14 protein-coding genes are annotated in these 18,445 nt (G+C 67.6%); 11 read left to right on the top strand and 3 right to left on the bottom strand.

The window, feature by feature from the left end; genetic code table 11:
- Positions 1-100: 100 nt before the first annotated feature.
- From ACFC0O_RS41260 to ACFC0O_RS41215, 10 genes are all read left to right on the top strand, one after another.
- The gene (locus tag ACFC0O_RS41260; RefSeq protein WP_375967698.1) at positions 101-1,147 is read left to right on the top strand and encodes an isopenicillin N synthase family dioxygenase; all 1,047 of its coding nucleotides are present in this window, start codon (positions 101-103) and stop codon (positions 1,145-1,147) included.
- 75 nt (positions 1,148-1,222) lie between these two features.
- Complete coding sequence (locus ACFC0O_RS41255) at positions 1,223-2,635, top strand: pyridoxal-phosphate dependent enzyme (RefSeq protein ID WP_375967697.1); 1,413 nt, start codon at positions 1,223-1,225, stop codon at positions 2,633-2,635.
- Between the two features lie 90 nt (positions 2,636-2,725).
- Positions 2,726-3,787 (top strand): LLM class flavin-dependent oxidoreductase, encoded by a 1,062-nt coding sequence (locus ACFC0O_RS41250; RefSeq protein ID WP_375967695.1) that lies wholly within the window; start codon positions 2,726-2,728, stop codon positions 3,785-3,787.
- A gap of 80 nt (positions 3,788-3,867) precedes the next feature.
- Entirely contained in the window at positions 3,868-4,695 is an 828-nt protein-coding gene (locus ACFC0O_RS41245) for an NADPH-dependent oxidoreductase (RefSeq protein WP_375967694.1), read from the top strand.
- A 31-nt stretch (positions 4,696-4,726) separates the two neighbouring features.
- Positions 4,727-5,875, top strand: coding sequence for an ROK family protein (locus tag ACFC0O_RS41240; protein ID WP_375967692.1), 1,149 nt, complete (start codon positions 4,727-4,729; stop codon positions 5,873-5,875).
- A 165-nt stretch (positions 5,876-6,040) separates the two neighbouring features.
- Positions 6,041-7,078, top strand: coding sequence for an ABC transporter substrate-binding protein (locus ACFC0O_RS41235; RefSeq protein ID WP_375967691.1), 1,038 nt, complete (start codon positions 6,041-6,043; stop codon positions 7,076-7,078).
- Positions 7,075-7,923 (top strand): ABC transporter permease, encoded by an 849-nt coding sequence (locus ACFC0O_RS41230; protein ID WP_375967689.1) that lies wholly within the window; start codon positions 7,075-7,077, stop codon positions 7,921-7,923. Before ACFC0O_RS41235 ends, ACFC0O_RS41230 begins: the two co-directional genes overlap by 4 nt.
- Positions 7,899-8,621, top strand: a complete 723-nt coding sequence (locus ACFC0O_RS41225) for an ABC transporter ATP-binding protein (protein ID WP_375967687.1) — start codon at positions 7,899-7,901, stop codon at positions 8,619-8,621. Before ACFC0O_RS41230 ends, ACFC0O_RS41225 begins: the two co-directional genes overlap by 25 nt.
- A 12-nt stretch (positions 8,622-8,633) precedes the next feature.
- Positions 8,634-9,980 (top strand): LLM class flavin-dependent oxidoreductase, encoded by a 1,347-nt coding sequence (locus ACFC0O_RS41220; RefSeq protein ID WP_375967685.1) that lies wholly within the window; start codon positions 8,634-8,636, stop codon positions 9,978-9,980.
- Complete coding sequence (locus tag ACFC0O_RS41215) at positions 9,977-13,837, top strand: ABC transporter ATP-binding protein (RefSeq protein ID WP_375967683.1); 3,861 nt, start codon at positions 9,977-9,979, stop codon at positions 13,835-13,837. Before ACFC0O_RS41220 ends, ACFC0O_RS41215 begins: the two co-directional genes overlap by 4 nt.
- Before the next feature lie 23 nt (positions 13,838-13,860).
- Here ACFC0O_RS41215 and ACFC0O_RS41210 read toward each other — a convergent pair whose 3' ends face one another.
- Complete coding sequence (locus ACFC0O_RS41210; protein ID WP_375967681.1) at positions 13,861-14,301, bottom strand: hypothetical protein; 441 nt, start codon at positions 14,299-14,301, stop codon at positions 13,861-13,863.
- A 176-nt stretch (positions 14,302-14,477) separates the two neighbouring features.
- Here ACFC0O_RS41210 and ACFC0O_RS41205 point away from each other — a divergent pair, with 176 nt between their 5' ends.
- Positions 14,478-16,082 carry a PucR family transcriptional regulator gene (locus tag ACFC0O_RS41205; RefSeq protein ID WP_375967679.1) on the top strand — a complete coding sequence of 535 codons (1,605 nt, stop codon included), beginning with the start codon at positions 14,478-14,480 and terminating at the stop codon, positions 16,080-16,082.
- A gap of 38 nt (positions 16,083-16,120) precedes the next feature.
- Here the strand turns inward: ACFC0O_RS41205 and ACFC0O_RS41200 are convergent, their stop codons facing one another.
- Positions 16,121-16,645: a hypothetical protein gene (locus tag ACFC0O_RS41200; protein WP_375967677.1), complete on the bottom strand. Its 525-nt coding sequence runs from the start codon at positions 16,643-16,645 to the stop codon at positions 16,121-16,123.
- Positions 16,646-16,773: 128 nt separating this feature from the next.
- Positions 16,774-18,441 (bottom strand): cation:proton antiporter, encoded by a 1,668-nt coding sequence (locus ACFC0O_RS41195; RefSeq protein WP_375967675.1) that lies wholly within the window; start codon positions 18,439-18,441, stop codon positions 16,774-16,776.
- Positions 18,442-18,445: the final 4 nt, after the last annotated feature.

The following is an 18,445-nucleotide window of genomic DNA, read 5'->3' as shown; positions in this document are numbered from 1 at the left end:
GGGAAACCGATCACGGTGAGCGCAAGTGGTTCACCGCGCGGTGCGGGCGGTTAGCTTCGAAAGGGAGCACTGTCCGGGCCCGCCTCGCGAAGGATCTGTGATGACCGATCGATTGCCGCTCATCGACATCTCCCGTTTCCGCGGGCCGGAGCGGGACGCGTTTCTCGACGAGTTGCGTTACGCCGCACACGAAGTCGGATTCTTCTACGTCGTCGGGCACGGGGTGCCGGAGACATTGACCGAGGGTATTTTCGAGGTGGCGCGGCGGTTCTTCGCGCTACCGCTGGAACAGCGGCTCGAGATCGAGAATATTCATTCACCGCAGTTCCGGGGCTACACCTCGACCGGGCACGAATACACCGCGGGCGCGCCGGATCGGCGGGAGCAGATCGATATCGGGCCCGAGCGGGACGCGCTGTCCGGGGCGGCCGGGGATCCGATCTGGCAGCGTTTGATCGGACCCAATCAGTGGCCGCCCGCACTGCCGGAATTGCGCGCGGTCACCCTGGCCTGGCAGGCCGAGGCATTGCGGGTGAGCCGGGAAGTGTTGCGCGCCTTGGCCGCCGCGCTCGGACAGGACGAGGGCTACTTCGACGCCTGGTTCGATGCGGAGGCCACCACGCACGTGAAGATCATTCACTATCCGGGCCGCGACACCACCGGCGACGATCAGGGCGTCGGCGCGCACAAGGACTACGGCTATCTGGCGCTCCTGCAACAGGACGAGGTCGGCGGGCTCCAGGTGCGCGGCCCGGACGGCTGGATCGACGTGACACCGGTGCCGGGCAGCTTCGTCTTCAATATCGGTGAGATGCTGGAGATCGCGACGCAGGGGTATCTGATCGCCACCGATCATCGGGTGGTGAGCCCGCCCGCCGGGGTCGACCGGTATTCGGTGCCGTTCTTTCTGGGTCCGCGCTTGGACGCCGTGGTCGAACCCCTTGAATTGCCCGCCGAATTGGCCGCGCGGGCACGCGGGGTGAGCGCCGATGCCGCCAATCCGCTGCTGGCGCACTACGGTGAGAACGCGCTCATCGGCTGGCTCCGTTCACATCCGGCGGTCGCCGAGAAGTGGTGGCCCGATGTTGCATCCGGGGCCCGGAAAAGTGGTGTGGGACTTACCGATCGACCTGCCACGCCCGCGTGATCACGACCATCCCGAATATCTCCGACTACGCCGGGAGCTGTTCGACGCGCTCGGCGAGACAGGCAGGGCCGCCGCATGACCGCCGTATCCGCCGCCACCGCGGGCACGTACGACTCGTTCGCCGATGCCATCGGCAATACGCCGCTGGTGCGGCTGAACCGGGTCACCGATGACATTCAGGCCACCGTGTACGTCAAGCTCGAATACCTCAATCCCGGTGGCAGCGTGAAGGATCGCGCGGCGCGCGCCATGCTGCTGGCCGCCGAGGCGTCCGGGGAACTGGGTCCGGGCGGCACCGTGGTGGAGGCCAGTTCCGGCAATACCGGACTCGGTTTGGCCGCCATCGCCGCGGCGCGCGGCTACCGCACCATCGTGGTGGTGCCGGACAAGGTGAGTGCCGAGAAGAAGGCGCTGCTGCGCGCCTACGGTGTCGAAGTGCACATCACGCCTGGACTGCGGCCGGTCGGGCATCCGGAGCATTTGCGCAGTGTCGCATTGAAATTGGTGGAGGAGATCCCCGGCGCGTGGTTCGCCGGGCAGTACGACAACCCCGCCAATCCCGCCGCGCACCGCGCCACCACCGGTCCCGAGATCTGGGCGCAAACCGATGGGCGCATAACGCATTTCGTCGCGGGCATCGGCACCGGCGGCACCATCAGCGGTACCGGCGGCTTCCTGAAGGAGGTATCCGGCGGGTCGGTGCGGGTGATCGGCGCGGACCCGGAAACCTCTGTGTACGGTGGCGGCGACGGCCGAATCTGGTTCGTGGAGGCCGTCGGTCACTTCCTGCACCCCGAGACAGAGGAGGATCTGTGGCCGGAGGCGTACCGGGTGGATGTGGTCGACCGTATCGAACAGGTCGTCGACGCCGAGGCGATTCGGGTGCTGCACCGGCTGGCGCGGGAGGAAGGGCTACTGCTCGGCGGATCCTCCGGGACGGCGATCGCCGCCGCGCTCCGTACCGCGCGTGCACTCGGACCCGATGACGTCGTGGTGGTGCTCGCACCGGATTCCGGGCGGGCCTACCTGTCGAAGTACTTCAGTGACGAGTGGCTGGGCACCTTCGGTTTCGAGCTGACCGGTCCGGTCGCCGGACCGACCGTCGGATCGATCCTCGGTGATCTGGGCGGCGAGGCCGTGCCCGTGGTGCTGTCGGGCGCACCGGTGGCATCGGCGCGGGAATTGCTCGGCACGGCCGAGGCGCTCCCGGTGGTGTTGCAGCGCAACGCATCCGGACCGCTGGTGGCGACCGAACTGCTCGGCAGCATCACCCGGACCGGGCTGGCCGAGGCACCTGATACGGATCCGGTGAGCGAGCACCTGTCCGAGGCGCTGCCGGTGGTGGGCAGCACGGCTCCGCTCGCGGACGCGGTCGCGCGCTTGGACGGGCGAACCGGCCCGGTGGTCATCACGCACGAGGGGCGAATCATCGCCGTGGTCGATGCCGAGCGTCTGACTTCCCACGCCGCGCGGACGGATACGCGGTGACCCCGCCCTGTCGGGTGTGGTGAGCGTTGTCTGGAATCGCGCGGAATTTATCTCTCAGCGGATGGTGCGCGCGCGGGTTCAATCATCGCTATGAGCGTCGAATTCCTTTGGTACATCCCCAATCAGATCGATCCGGGGCATCGCGGGGATACCGCGGGCATCGGCCACAACAGTCTGGACGCGCTGACCACGCAGGCGCGGGCGCTGGAGGAACACGGCTGGAAGGGCGCGCTGCTGGGTACCGGGTGGGGGCGTCCGGATACCTTCACCGTCGCCACCGCGCTGGCCGCGCGCACCGAGAAATTCGAACCGCTGATCGCCGTCCGCCCCGGTTACTGGCGGCCCGCGAATTTCGCCACCGCCGCAGCGACGCTCGATCACCTCTCCGGTGGCCGGGTCCGGATCAATATCGTCTCCGGTAAGGACAATCTTCCCGCGTACGGCGAGAGCGAGGAGGATCAGGCGCTGCGGTACGGGCGCACGAAAGAGTTTCTGCAATTGGTGCGCAAGCTCTGGACGCAGGAGAACGTCACCTACCGCGGTGAGCACTATCAGGTCACCGATTCCACCGTGGTGCCCCGGATTACGCCGCGCGAGGGTCGCCCGCATCCCACGCTCTACTTCGGCGGCGCGTCCGATGCGGCCGAACGGGTCGCCGCGACCGAGGCCGATGTGCAGCTGTTCTGGGGTGAACCCCTGGAGGGCGTGCGCGAGCGCATCGAACGACTGCGCGCGCTGAGCGATGAACTGGGCCGCGAGCACGCACCGCTCGAATTCGGCTTGCGCGTCACCACTTTCGTGCGCGATACCACCGAACAGGCATGGGCCGATGCCGAGGCGAAGGTGGCGGAGATGGCCGAAAGGCAAGGCGAACAGCAGAATTGGCGGCAGACGGCGGTCGGACAGCAGCGCCTGCTCGATCTGGCCGCACGCGGGGAGGTGCTGGACGACAACCTCTACACCACGCCGGGCCGCTTCGGCGGGGGCGGCGCGGGCACCACCTGGCTGGTCGGTTCGGCGCAGGACGTCGCCAAATCCCTGCGGCGCTATCGCGATCTCGGCATCACGCATTTCGTGCTGTCCGACACCCCGTACCTGTCCGAGATCGAACGTCAGGGCACGCAGCTGCTCCCGCTGCTCGCGGAGCTGTGAGCCCCCGGCCCGGCTGTGGGTTCGAATCGAGCTGCGGTCAATAGCTGACTCGGGCGGTCATCACGGCGACGATACTCGCCATGACTCAGATCGCCCCGTCCCCGGAACAGGTGGTGGCCCAGCGCTACCGCGACCCCGCCCCGGTCGAGCCCGCGCACTGGAATCCGGTGCTGCGGGTGCTCCACGAGCATCGCTCGGTACGCCGGTATCTGCCCGATCCGATCTCGGACCAGACGCTGCGGCTGCTGATCTCGGCCGCGCAATCCGCGCCGACCTCCTCGAATCTGCAGGCGTGGAGTGTGATCGCGGTGCGCGATCCCGAACGCAAGGCGCGACTGGCCGCGCTGGCGGGGGATCAGGAACATATCCGGCAGGCCCCGGTGCTGCTGGTGTGGACCGCGGATCTGGCCCGGTTGCGCGGACTGGCCGCCGAGCGCGACGCCCCGCTGGAGGGCGCGGACTACCTGGAGTCCAGCTACGTGGCGTTCCTGGACGCGGCGCTGGCCGCGCAGAACGCATTGGTGGCGGCCGAATCGCTGGGCCTGGGCACCGTGTACATCGGCGCGATTCGAAACCATCCGGAGCAGGTGGCGGCCGAATTGGCTTTGCCGCCTGGGGTTTTCGCGGTCGTCGGCCTGGTGGTCGGCACTCCGGATCCGTCCGAGGACGCGCGGGTGAAGCCGCGCCTGCCGCAGGACGCCGTACTGCACGCCGAGGCATACGACGCTGGCGCGCAGAGCGCGCATATCGCCGAGTACGAGACCCGGATCGCCGAGTTCTACTCCGAACAGCGCCTCGAACATTCCTGGACCGAGCGCGTCCTGGCCCGGCTGGCCTCGGCCGCCGCGCTCAAGGGCCGCGATCGCCTCCGCGATCAGCTTGCGGCACAGGGCTTCCCGCTGCGTTGATCGGTGTCGCTCCGGTGGAGGTGCGGGGATGGTGAGCGGGGACAAGAGTGCGGGAGCGGTGCTGCGGGCGGTGCTCGAGGAGGGCACCGCGCCGCGTAGCGTGATCGCGAAATCGGCCGGATTGTCGCCCGCGACCGTGACCTCGCAGGTGCGGGCGCTGACCGCGGCCGGACTGCTCATTGAATTGCCCGAAACCGCCGGGCCTGCGGGGATGGGTCGCCCGCATTCGCCGCTGGTGCTCGATATCGCGGGCAATGTGGTGATCGGGGTGCATATCGCCGCGGACCACTGCACCGTCGCGGTGTTGAATATCGCAGGGACCGTGCGGCTTTCGCATCGCATACCGCACGCGACCCTGGCACCGGAGGTGATTCTGGCCGCCGCTGCCGCCGAGGTGCGGCGGTTGCGGGCCGAATTGACCGAGCGCGTCATCGGATTGGGCGTCGCCATCGGCGGCTGGGTGGACAGCGCGGCCGGAACGGTTATCGAGCACGGCACCCTGCCGTGGCGCAATGTGGCCGTGCGGCACTACCTTTCGGAGCACACCGGACTGCCGGTGACCCTGGACAGTCACACCCGCGCGCTGGTGCACGCTGAACAGCTCTTCGGGCATGCGGGCAGCACCGCCGCCACCGTGGTGCTGTTCGCGGGCAATGTCATCGACGTCGCGTTCTCGGTGCACGGGCGGGTGCATTACGGCCCGCGCTCGGCCGCGGGCGCGATCACCCGGCTGGCCGGGGGTGATACCGCCGAATCCGAATTGGCGCAGTGCACCGATCGCGCGCTGGTGGCCGCCGCGCACGAACTGGGTCTGTCGGTGCGCGGTGTTCCGGATCTGGTGTCCGTGGCGGTCGGCGACCCGGCGGCGCAAACACTGTTCGTGAATCGCGCGCGCATTCTGGCGCGGGTGGTGGCGGTGGTGATCGACCTGCTCGATCCGGACGCGGTGGTGATCGTGGATCCCGGACTCATTCGGGTGCCGGGCGTGCGCGCGGCGTATCTGGATGGCGTGCGCCGGTTCTCGGCCTGCGAGCGGCCCGAGGAGGTGATCTCGGGATCGTCGTTCTTCGGGCGGGTGCTGGAGACCGCCGCCGGGGCCGCGGTGCTACAGCGGCTGTTCACCGATCCGCTCGCGGTGGTGGCCGCCGCCGAACAGGCGGTGCGGCCGGTCGGGATTTGATTCGCACTTATTTTAAGTCGAACGAATGTTGCCCGATCGCAACGCTTTCCGCGAGAGTCTTGCTATGCGAAATCCTGCCGCCACCCTCGGTTCCGAGACCCGCTCCTGTCTTCGCTGCCCGGATTCCTCTATTTCGTTCCGTCGCAGTTCTATCAGGAGTCACCAATGCGCTCTGCTATTCCCGGGCTAGGTTTGGTCCTGGCCGCCGCACTACTGGTCGCGGGTTGCGCCACCAAGGGCGGCGATACCGATCTTTCGGCGGCGCTGCCGACCAGCGTGCCGCCCGGCACCAAACTCTCCATTTCGGTGAATACCGCCCGGGTCGCCCTGGAGGCGTCCGGACAGTCGAACACCCTGCCCTTCACCGTGTCCGACTGGCCCGTGGTGCAGGCCGGACCCGATGTGATCCAGGCCTTCCGCGGCGGCGCGCTGGATGTGGCCACCAATGCCGGAATTCCGCCGATCCACGCGCACGCCACCGGCGTCGACGCGAAGATCGTCGGGGTCAAGGTGCGCTCGACTCCGCTGTATCAGCTTGCGACAGCGCCGAATTCGGCGATCAACAGTCTTTCCGACCTGCGCGGTAAGCGCATCGGTTTCTCGCCGGGGCAGGCGCAGGGCGTGGTCGTATTGCGCACCCTGCAGGCTGCGGGCCTCTCGGTGAGCGATGTCAAACTCGTCGAGTTGAACAGCCCGCAGTTCCTCACCGCGTTGCAGGGCAAGCAGATCGATGTCGCCCCGCTGGCCGAACCGCAGCTCACCCTCTACCTGGCGCAGTACGGGGAACAGGGCGCTCGCGCGGTGAAAACGCCCGCGGTGGACGCGCTGACCATTCTCTGGGCGCCGACCGCCGTACTCCAGGATTCCGGAAAACTCGCCGCCATCACCGAATTCGTGAAGATCTGGGCGCGCACCGATATTTGGGCCTGGGAGCATCCGGACCAATGGCTCGACGCGTATTACGTGAAGGACCAGAAGGTCACACCGGATTCCGCGCGCCGAATTCTGAGCACCGTGGAAAAGCCGTATTACCCCGCGAAATGGGATGACGCCATCAAGTGGGAGCAGGAAACCATCGACCTGGTCACCCGCTCCGGCTATTTCGGTTCGAGTTTCGATGCCGCCCAGCTTTTCGACAGGCGCTTCGAACAGCTCGCCTCCGATGCGGTGCCCGCCCAGTACCGGACCAAGGAGTCGCAATGACACTCGCACTGCCGCGCCCGGCGCTCACCACCGCCCGGCCCGCCGAGACCTTCGTGGAACGGCGTCGCCTGCGCCGCCTGGGACTTCGTAAACCGGTACCGTTCGCCCGCCTGCTCGGCGTGGTCGTGGTGCTCGCCGCCTGGTCGGCGGGCAGCTATTACGGCCTGCTGGATCAGCGCAAACTGTCCGCGCCGTGGACCGTCCTGGGCACCGGCTGGGACCTGTTCCGCGACGGCACCCTGGTCGAGAACACCCTCGCCTCGCTGACCCGCGCCGGAATCGGTCTCGGCGTCGGCGTTGTGATCGGCACCGTGCTGGCGCTGATTGCGGGACTGTCCCGGCTCGGCGAATCGCTGATCGACGGTCCCCTACAGGTCAAGCGCGCCATTCCGAGCCTGGGCCTGATTCCGCTGATGATTCTGTGGCTGGGCATCGGTGAGACGTTCAAGATCGTGGTGATCACTCTGGGCGTGGTGGTCGCGGTATACCTGCAAACCCATGCCGCGCTCACCGCCATCGATAAGCGATTCGTGGAACTGTCGGAGGTGCAAGGGGTTTCGCGGTTGCAGTTCATTCGCAGCGTGGTGATCCCGGGTTCGCTGCCGGGCTTCTTCCTCGGGCTGCGGCTCGGGGTCACCTCGGCCTGGCTGTTTCTGGTCGTCGTCGAATCCGTCAATGCCACAGACGGATTGGGAAAGATGATGAGTAGCGCTCAGAACTACGGTCAGGCCGATGTCATCCTGGTCTGCCTGGTGCTGTACGGGGTCTTCGGATTGATCTCCGATGCCGGTATCCGACTGATCGAAGGCAGGGTGCTGTCATGGCGTCGCACGATCTCGAACTAGGCGTCCGCACCCGGGATCTGGTGCGCTCCTTCGGGAATCGCACTGTGCTGGACGATATCTCGCTGTCCATCCCGCCCGGTCAGTTCGTCGCCCTGCTCGGCCGCAGCGGCTCCGGTAAGAGTACGCTGCTGCGCGCACTGGCCGGACTGGATCGCGATGTCGAGGGGTCCGGCACGCTCCGGGTGCCCGCGAAAACCTCGGTGGTATTCCAGGATTCGCGACTGCTGCCGTGGCAGCGGGTATTGAGCAATGTGCTGTACGGACAACCGCGCAGCCGCCGCCAGGAGGGCCGCGACCTGCTGGCCGAGGTCGGGCTGACCGGCCGCGACCGCGCCTGGCCGTCCGAACTGTCCGGCGGTGAACAGCAGCGCGTGGCGCTGGCCCGCGCCCTGGTCGGCGAGCCCGATCTGCTGCTGGCCGATGAACCGTTCGGCGCGCTGGACGCGCTCACCCGCATCAAGATGCACGAGCTGCTGCGCGAGTTGATCGCCCGACACACCCCGACCGTCCTGCTGGTCACCCATGACGTGGACGAGGCGATCACGCTGGCACAGCGCGTACTGGTGCTGGACGCCGGACGTCTCACCGTCGACCTGCCCATCGATCTGCCGGCGCAACGTGATCCGGGCGAGCCCGAATTCCAGCGTTACCGCCGCACCCTGTTGACCGCGCTGGGCGTCGTCCCGGCCGGAGTCTGAGTAAGGAACCGCATGTCCCCGAAGCAGTTGCACCTCAACGCGTTTCTCATGTCGACCGGCCACCACGAGGCCTCGTGGCGGCTGCCGGAATCCGATCCGAACGCGAATACCAAGATCGACCACTATGTGAATCTGGCGAAGATCGCCGAACGCGGCAAGCTCGATTCCATCTTCTTCGCGGACAGCCCGGTGCTGTTCGGCGATACCGGCCGCCGCCCGGCGGGCAAGCTCGAGCCGACGGTCCTGCTCACCGCGATCGCGGTGCAGACCTCGCGGATCGGGCTCATCGCCACCGCGTCCACCAGCTACAACTCCCCATTCAACCTGGCGCGCCGATTCGCCTCGGTGGACTGGGTGTCCGGCGGCCGGGTCGGCTGGAATATCGTCACCACCGCCGGTGCGGACGCGGCCCGCAATTTCGGCCTCGACGATGTGCCCGATCACGCGCTGCGCTACGCCAAGGCCGCCGAATTCGTCGATGTGGCAACGAAACTGTGGGACAGCTGGGCCGATGACGCGGTGCTCGCCGATAAGGAATCGGGTATCCACACCGATCCGGACAGGGTCCGCAAGATCGATCACGACGGTGAGTACTTCAAGGTCGCCGGACCGCTGAACCTGCCGCGCTCCCCGCAGGGCTATCCGGTGCTGGTGCAGGCCGGATCCTCCGAGGACGGAAAGGAATTCGCGGCCCGCTACGCCGAGGCGGTGTTCACCGCGCAGCAGACCATCGAGGACGGACTGGAGTTCTACACCGACCTCAAGCGCCGCGCGGTCGCGATCGGCCGCGATCCCGAGACCATCAAGATCCTGCCCGGCATCGTGCCCGTCATCGGCGATACCGAGGAGCACGCCCGGGAATTGGATGCCGAACTGGAGCGGCTCATCTCGCCCGAATACGCCAAGCGTCAGCTCGCCCGCACCTGGGGCATTCCGGTCGAGGATCTGGACCTGGACAGTGAACTGCCCGACGATCTGCCCACCGAGGATGAGATCCAGGGGGCCAAGAGCCGGTTCACGCTGATCGTGAATCTCGCTCGGCGCGAACGACTCACGCTGCGCCAGCTCATCGCCCGGCTCGGCGGCGGGCGCGGGCACCACACCTTCGCCGGTACCGCCGAACAGGTCGCGGACACCATCGAGGAGTGGTTCACCCGCGGTGCGGCCGACGGCTTCAACATCATGCCCGCGGTGCTGCCCTCGGGCCTGGAGCGCTTCGTCGACGAGGTGGTGCCGATCCTGCAGCGGCGCGGCCTGTTCCGCACCGAGTACACCGAGACCACCCTGCGCGGGCACTACGGGCTCGAACGCCCGGTCAACCAGTTCGACGCCGCCGGCGCGCTCGTGGTCGCCGGATGAGTTCGGGCTCGGACTGTTTCGGTTCCGCGGCCTCGGAATCGGCCCCGGCGGCCGGTTCCGAGGCCACCGGGTGGATTCGGTATCTGCTGCGGCGATGCGGCGCGCACCGGCGGACGGTGGTCGCCGCGGCGGTCGGGTCGGTGATCGCCGCGGTGCTCACCGCGATCCTGCCGCTGATCGTGCGGCATGTGGTCGATACGCTCACCGCGAGTGCGGCATCGGTGGTGCCGTGGGTGGCGCTGCTGCTCGTCATCGGCGTGGTGCGGTTCGGGGCCGGATACACCCGGCGGGTGGGGTCCTCGCGATTGTCCCTGGATGTGCAGCATGATCTGCGCCGCGATCTGTTCGCGGCGCTGCTGCGGTTGAACGGGCGGCAGCGGGCCGGGCTGTACACCGGGCAGGTGGTGAGCCGCGCCATCACCGATGTGACGCTGATTCAGATGTTCCTGCAACTGGTTCCGCTGGTCACCGGGAACGCGGTACTGCTCGGGGTGTCGCTGGTGCTGATGGCGACCATGTCCCCGGCGCTGACCGCGATCGCGCTGCTGGTCATCCCGGCGCTGTGGTTCATCACCAAACGCAGTCAGCGCGAACTGTTCCCGGCCAACTGGGACGCCCAGGCGCGCGCCGCGGAGGTGGCCATGCGGGTGGAGGCCGCGGTGACCGGGGTGCGCGTGGTGAAGGGCTTCGGACAGGAATCACGCGAGCTGGACGGGCTGGCCGAATCCGCGCGCGATCTGTATCGGTCGCGACTGCGGATCACCCGGATCACCAGCCGCTTCACACCGTTGATGCAGGCGATTCCGGCCGCCGGTCAGGCGCTGGTGCTGATCGTGGGCGGGCTGCTCGCCCTGCACCAATCCATCACGCTGGGCACCTTTTTGGCGTTCATGACCTATCTCGGATCATTCGTGACGCCGATTCGCATGTTCTCCATGCTGCTCACGGTGAGCCAGCAGGGCAAGGCATCCCTGGATCGGGTGCGCGAGGTGATCGAGACACCGGTTCCCGCCGAGACGGGGGCGGCGGGAACCAGGGCTCTCGATACCGTACGGGCAGAACACGCGCCGCGCATCGAATTCGAGGATGTGCGTTTCGGATTCGAGGATCAGCCGCCGGTATTGAACGGCTTGGACCTGATCGTCGACGCGGGCGAGACGGTGGCCATCGCGGGCGCGGCGGGCTCCGGCAAATCGATTCTGGTGCAGCTGTTGCCCCGGCTCTTCGATCCGGACGGTGGTCGAATCCTGCTGGACGGCACCGATATTCGAGAACTGCCGGAATTGCGCGACCAGGTCGCCATGGTGTTCGAGGACACCTCGCTGATGGCCGATACGGTGCGCGCCAATGTCGCCTACGGCCGACCCGAGGCGGATGACGAGCAGGTTTGGCACGCACTGCGATTGGCGGCCGCCGACGAATTCGTAACCGCGCTGCCCGACGGGCTCGATACGCTCATCGGTGAACGCGGACAGCGGCTTTCGGGCGGCCAGCGCCAGCGCCTCGCACTCGCGCGCGCACTGATCACCGATGCGCCGATCCTGGTGCTCGATGACGCCACCTCGGCCATCGACGCCCAGGTCGAGGAGCAGATCTTCGCCCGCATCGCCGCCGAGGTGCGACGGCGCACCACCATCGTGGTGGCGCATCGCATTTCGACACTGGCGCTGGCCGACCGCGTCGCGGTACTCGATGACGGCCGCATCGCCGAACTCGGGACGCTGCACGAACTACAGCGCTCGGGTGAGCTGTTCCATGCCCTGTTCACCCCGCCCGATCCGGCGAGCATCGCCATCGATCTGGAGACCGATGCGGAATCGGTTCCCACCGAAGGACTCTGGGCGCAGGCCGAATCCGACGGCGACGAGAGCCGGGTGCTCGAACAGATCGCCAAGGCGTTCTCCCAGCGCGCCGCGGGCGCGCCCGGGCCGATGGGCGGCGTCGGCGGCGGCATGATGTCGGGCGCACCGCCGAGCGGGGATGTACAGGCCCTCATCGATCGCCTGCCACCGCTGTCCGGGGAACCCGAAGTGCCCGAACACTTCTCGCACACCCCCGACACCTCCTTCGATCTGTCGGGACTGCTGCGCCCGTTCGCGCTGCCGCTGCTGGCCGGTCTGGGCCTGGTCGCCCTGGACGCCCTGGCACAGATCCTGATCCCCTTCCTGGTGCGCTTCGGCATCGACCACGGCGTGCTCGAGAACGCGCGCGGCGTCCTGCTGATCGCCGCGAGCCTGGCGCTGGTGGTGGTCGCGGTGGACTGGGCGATCACGGTCGCGCAGGTCCGGGTCACCGGGCGCGCGGGGGAGCGGCTGCTCTACGGCCTGCGGGTCAAGGTGTTCGCGCAATTGCAGCGCCTGGGATTGCAGTTCTATGAACGAGAACTGGCCGGGCGCATCATGACCCGCATGATCACCGACGTCGACGGTCTGTCCACCTTCCTGCAGACCGGTCTCGCGGTGGCGCTCACCAGCACCCTCACCATCGCCGGAGTCGTGGTCGCGCTGGTCGTCATCGACGCCGGGCTGGCCCTGGTGGTGCTGCCGCTGCTCCCGGTGCTGGTGGTGGCGACCATCGCCTTCCGCCGCGCCTCGGTGCCCGCCTACAACCTGGCGCGTGAGCAGGTCAGCGCCGCCAACGCCTATCTACAGGAGAATGTCGACACCATCGCGGTGACCCAGGCGTACCGCCGCGAAGCGGTGAATCAGCGCGAATTCGACCGGCGCTCCTGGGGATACCGCAACGCGCGACTGCGCAGTCAGACGCTGATGGCGCTGTTCTTCCCGTTCATCGAGATCATGTCGCTCATCGCCACCGCGGCCGTGCTTGCGGTGGGTGTGCATCAGGTCCGCGAAAGTGTGCTCACCGCAGGCACTTTGATCGCATTCCTGCTGTACGTGGATCTGTTGTTCGCGCCCATCCAGCAGCTGTCACAGGTGTTCGACAGCTATCAGCAGGCGGTGATCGGCGTGGAGCGCCTCGGCGTGCTCATGCGTGAGGAGGTCGCCACCCCGGACGCGCCCGATGCCCGCCCGGTCGAAGGGCTCGCGGGCGATATCGAATTCCGCGGAGTCGGTTTCGCCTACGACACCGCCGGAAACCGGGTGCTGTCCGGGATCGACCTGCGGATCGCGCCCGGTCAGCAGGTCGCCGTGGTCGGCGAGACCGGCGCGGGCAAATCCACCCTGGTGAAACTGCTCGCGCGGCTCTACGACACCACCGACGGCGCGGTGCTGGTCGACGGCGTCGATATCCGCGACTACCGGCTGCGTGACTATCGGCATCGCCTCGGTGTGGTGCCGCAGGAACCGTTCCTGTTCGGCGATACCGTGCACGCCGCCATCGCGTATGGCAAACCCGATGCCACCCCGGCCGAAATCGAATGGGCGGCAAGGGCGGTCGGCGCGCACGAGATGATCGCCGCCCTCGAACACGGCTACCGCCAGCCCATCGGCGCACACGGTGCGGCCCTGTCCGCGGGCCAGCGTCAACTGCTGGCGCTGGCCCGGGCCCAACTGGTCGATCCGGACATCCTCATCCTCGATGAGGCCACCGCATCGCTGGATCTGGCCACCGATGCCCGGGTCCGGACCGCGGTGGAGGTGCTGACGGCGGGCCGCACCACCATCGTGGTGGCGCACCGCCTGGCGACCGCGGCCACCGCCGACCTCATCGTGGTGGTCGGCGAGGGGCGCCTGTTGCAAACCGGACGACATGCGGACCTACTCGAATCCGACGGTCCCTACCGTCGACTCTGGTCGGCATATGTCGGTGATGCGGAGCCCGCTGAAGAATCCGAAACTGTCGAAATGAGAAATTCCGAGTCGGAGGTCCATGAATTTGCACAACGCCATTGATGACACTTATGGCAATTGATTAGCTATCTTCCTGGACGGGCGCATCGGTGCGGGAGTTCCACGATTCTCGTCACCAGTCCGTCCTCCAGGTGGATTGTCATGTCCGGCATGGAGTTCGGCCGGGCCATATCGGCGCGAAGGTGGTCCAGCGTGCAGGGGCCGCGGTAGGCGCTATCGGCCAGGTGTGCGCAATCCGGAGTGCATACGATGGCCGCATCGCCGGAAATCATTGTCGCCCAGTCGATCACACGGTTGCGGTGAGCGGCATCGGCCCGATCCGGGGTGCGATAGACGAGCCAGCCGTTCGCTATGCGCTCCGGCCGCACGACGAGATCGATGGAACCGTGCTTACGCGCCGGATGCACGGGTGCGAATACGCCGTAGATCGATGCGGCCAGACCCGCGACGGTGAGGATTACGAGGGTCGGCCACTGCCTGCGGAGCCATGATCCGGTGAACGTCATACCGTGATGCTTCCGGGCTCGGGGGTGGCCGGTCTTGTCCCGGTGATCAAGGGTGAAAGCCGGTATTTGTTCGCGCCGACAGTCCGCGCACCGCCCGCCGGTGTCTACTTTTTCACTACCGGTACGCGTGCGGTATTTGGCAATAAGCGGTTACCTTCGGAACTATGAATGGTGTCGTGGCTACCGTTCGGCATATCGTCGCTGGATTCGACGACGATATCGCGCGACTGCTCGAAGCGAATGGTTCGGCGGATCGCCCGGTGACGAGTATCGAACTATTCGACTCGGCCGATTCGCTCGTCGAGCCGGGTGCGCTGGTCCTGGCCGTCGGGGTGGACGATGAGGACCGGGTGCGCGCGCTGCTGGCCGCCGGCGAACGCGATGGCGTCGCCGGGGTGGTCGTCAAGGGGACGGCCGCGAAGATCGCCGCGGATCTGGCCGCCGATATCGCGGTGGTCTGGGTGCGCGAGGATATGTCCTGGCTGGATTTGGCGGTATGCCTGCGCCAGCGGCTCATCGACCGCGTTCGATCGCAGCCCGCCGCCGACGGTTCGGCGGCGAATGAGCTTTTCGCACTGGCGGATTCGATCAGCACCCTGGTCGGTGGACCGGTCACCATCGAATCCGAAACCTCCGAGGTGCTGGCCTGGTCGACCGGACAGCAGGGGGCCGATGGACTGCGCGTCGAATCGATTCTGGTGCGATCGGTCCGGCCGGGCTGGGTGCGACTGCTCGCCGAGGAGGGCGTGCTCGCCGAAATCGCGAAGTCCCCGGATCCGGTATTCGTGCCCGCGCATTCGATCGACGGTCAGCCGATGCCCCGGGTCGCGATCGCGGTGCGCAGCGGCGGCGTCATCCTTGGTTACATCTGGATCGTGGTGCATGAGCCGCTATCGGCGGAAACCGCCGGGCAATTGCGCTACCTGACGCGCATCGTGGCATTGCAGCTCGCACAGCTGACCATGAATCCGCCCTCGGCCATCCGGCAGCAGCGCCGTGAACTGGGCGAGACCATCTTCGCGGGTGGGCCGGGAGCGGTGATCGCGGCGAATCGGCTCGGATTGACGCCCGGACCGCTGGTGGTGCTGGCGATCGGCGCGGAGGATCCGCGCGATGCGCCGGGTAGGGGAGACGGTTCGCTGATCGCGGATCGGCGGAGAGTCGACAGCCTCTTCGAGCACTATCTCAGCGCCGTCCATCCATCCAGCGTGGTGCTGCGCAATGACGGCGTGCTCTACGCGCTACTGGGCTGGCCGGGACTCGACGACGATGCCGCCGCCACCGAAACTCGTTCGCTGGCAGATGATTTCCTGCGCCGCTCGCTCGACGGCACCGACTATCGCATTGCCGTCGCCCCCGCGATCGCGGCGGTGTCGCGGGTCGCCGTGGCGCGGGCGCAGGCCGATGCGATCCTGTCCGCCATGCTGCGCGAACCCGGCTCCGCGAGTGCGCGATTGGCGGATGTGGCGCTGCCGATGCTGCTCGGCCGCCTCGCCGACTACGCGGATTCGCTTGACCTGCCGCCGTTCTCGGGCCCGCTGCGCGTGCTGGCCGATGAACAGGGCACGAACGGGCAACTGCTGGAATCGCTGTCCGCGTATTTCGAATCGGGCGGCGTGCTGGACGCGGCGGCGGCCCGGCTGCATGTGCACATCAATACGCTGCGATATCGCCTCCGCAAGGTGCAGGAGGTCAGCGGACTGGATCTGCAGGACGCGGACGCGATATTGCTGGCGCAGTTGGAACTTCGGCTGTTACGCCTGCGGCGCGGCCTCCGGTGATCGCGGTCCGCGATCCCGGGTAGCCGTCGCGGATGCGGTCAGTGCACCACATTCGGTACCGCGTTCGGGTTCGTCGCGCCCACCGCCGCACCGATGCCCGCACCCACACCGGTACCGATCGCCGCGCCGACACCCGCGCCGACCGCCACCGGTACCGCCTCACCGGCCGCGAAACCCAGTGCGCCGCCGACCAATCCGCCGGTGATGGCGCCACCCGGAACGGTGACCCCTTCGAGCGGGACCGCGGGCAGGCCGATCACGCCGCCGATGGCAGCGCCCGTGGCCGCACCGATCGGCACGCCGATCGCGGCTCCGGCCAGACCCACCGGCAGCCCGGCGACCCCGCCGACAATGCCGCCGCCGACCGCACCGACACCGGCTCCGATACCCGCGCCGACCGCCGCACCGCTCGCGATCGGATTCGACGGCTGCTGCTGTGCGGCGGGAGCCGGGGGAGTCACGGTCGCCGCACTCGCGGTACCCGTGCCCGCCGCGAGAATGAGCGCGGGCGCGGCCAGGGCGATGACTCCGGTGCCGGCGATGGTGACGAGATTCTTCTTCATGGGAACGGATCCTTAAGAACAGTTGGAACGTGGACCATTCGATAGTCGTACGCCACGTACCAGCGGTTCTTGTCCAGCCGTTCAAACTCCCCGGTGCCCGATTGTCCCAGCGGACACCCTGGGCGCGTTCAGCCGGTGAGCGTGCCGCGCAGCTCGATCGCGATCTCCGTGGCGTCGAGATTGGCCAGTGCGTTCGCGAGCACATCCGCGTCGAAGGTGCCGTTATCGCGGGCGTCCAGCAGTGCGGAGCGCTGGGCGGAAATGACGGCGAGGCGATGGTCGCGCGAGGTTTCGAAGGTCTCCCGGCTGGGCTCACCGTCGGGATGCGGCGGTTCGGGCACCGTCTGCGCGCTCTCGCGCAGCATTTCCATGATCCGGGTCAGTTCGGTCTGGGTCTGCTCCTCGGACTCGCCCGGATCGGTATCGGCGGGCAGGATCCGCAACAGCGGCCCGATGGTGCCGCCCTGCACGACCAGTGACATGAGCGCGACCGCGAACGCGATGAGCACCAGTACCGAACGCTGCGGGGTGTCCTCGGGCAGGGTCTGCGCGGCGGCCACGGTCACCGCGCCGCGCATCCCCGCCCAGACGACCGCCGCGCCCTCGCGGGGGCCGAGCGGTTCGCGCAGGAAGTACTCGATATTGGCCAGCCCCTTGGTGACTCGCCGGGCGAGGCGGTCGATATCGTGCTCGGAGAGTGTGCGCCGGCTGGTCGACCGGGACAGCATTTCCTGCTTGCCCGCATCGGTGCTCATCTTCTCCTGCATGCTCTCCAGCCGGGGCTGCAGTTGTTCACCGCGGCGGACGCTGCTCGACAGCACGCGCAACAGCGGGGCGACGAACGCCGCGCGCACCGCGAGCGTCAAGATCAGCGCGCCCGCCGCGATCAGCACGGCCGTGCCGACTCCGCCGTGATCGTCGTGCACCTTGGCGACGATGGTGCGGATCTGCAGACCCATGGTCAGGAAGACCGCGCCCTCCAGCACGAGTTCGATGGTGCGCCAATTCTGCGAATCCGAGAGCCGGTTGCGCGGCGAAAGATCCCGTGGCGCACGGATTCCCGTAATGAGACCGGCCACCACCGCCGCCACCAGACCCGATGCGCCCAGCAGCTCCGCGGGCACCGACGCGACGAACGGGACCGTGAAGGAGATGACGGTATTGACCGTCGAATCCGTCACGCGCTTGCGGATCATCAGATTGAGCCGCCCGACGCACCAGCCGATCACGACGGCCACCAGCACCGAGTACACGAACATGCCGACCGAACTCCAGAACGAGAAGGTCGCGGCCGTGGCGACGATCGCGGTGCGCAGCAGCACCAGCGCGGTCGCGTCATTGAGCAGACTCTCGCCGTCCAGCATCGCGACCACGCGTTTGGAGACCGAGGTCTGTTTGATGATCGAGGTCGCCACCGCATCGGTCGGGCTGATGATCGCGCCCAGCGCCACACCCCACGCGAAGCCCACATCCGGGATGACGATCATGAAGAACAGGCCCAGCGCCAGTGCCGTGCCCACCACCAGCACCACGGAAAGTCCACTGATGGCGCCGAATTCGCGCCGGAAGTTCATCGCGGGCATGGAGACCGCCGAGGAGTACAGCAGCGGCGGCAGCACCCCTTCGAGAATCCACTCGGGCTCGATATGGGCTCCGGCGAACATCGGCAGGTAACTCACCACGACACCGATCGCCACCAGCACCAGCGGGGACGCGATCCCGAGCCGGGGACCCGCTACGGCCGAGGCGGCGATCACCAGGAGCGCGGTCACGCTCACGATCAGCAGTTCGGTCACCCGG

This window comes from Nocardia sp. NPDC056100, assembly GCF_042266325.1.
In the GTDB taxonomy this organism is placed as follows: Bacteria; Actinomycetota; Actinomycetes; order Mycobacteriales; family Mycobacteriaceae; genus Nocardia.
This window is presented reverse-complemented; position numbering and strand designations above follow the sequence as displayed.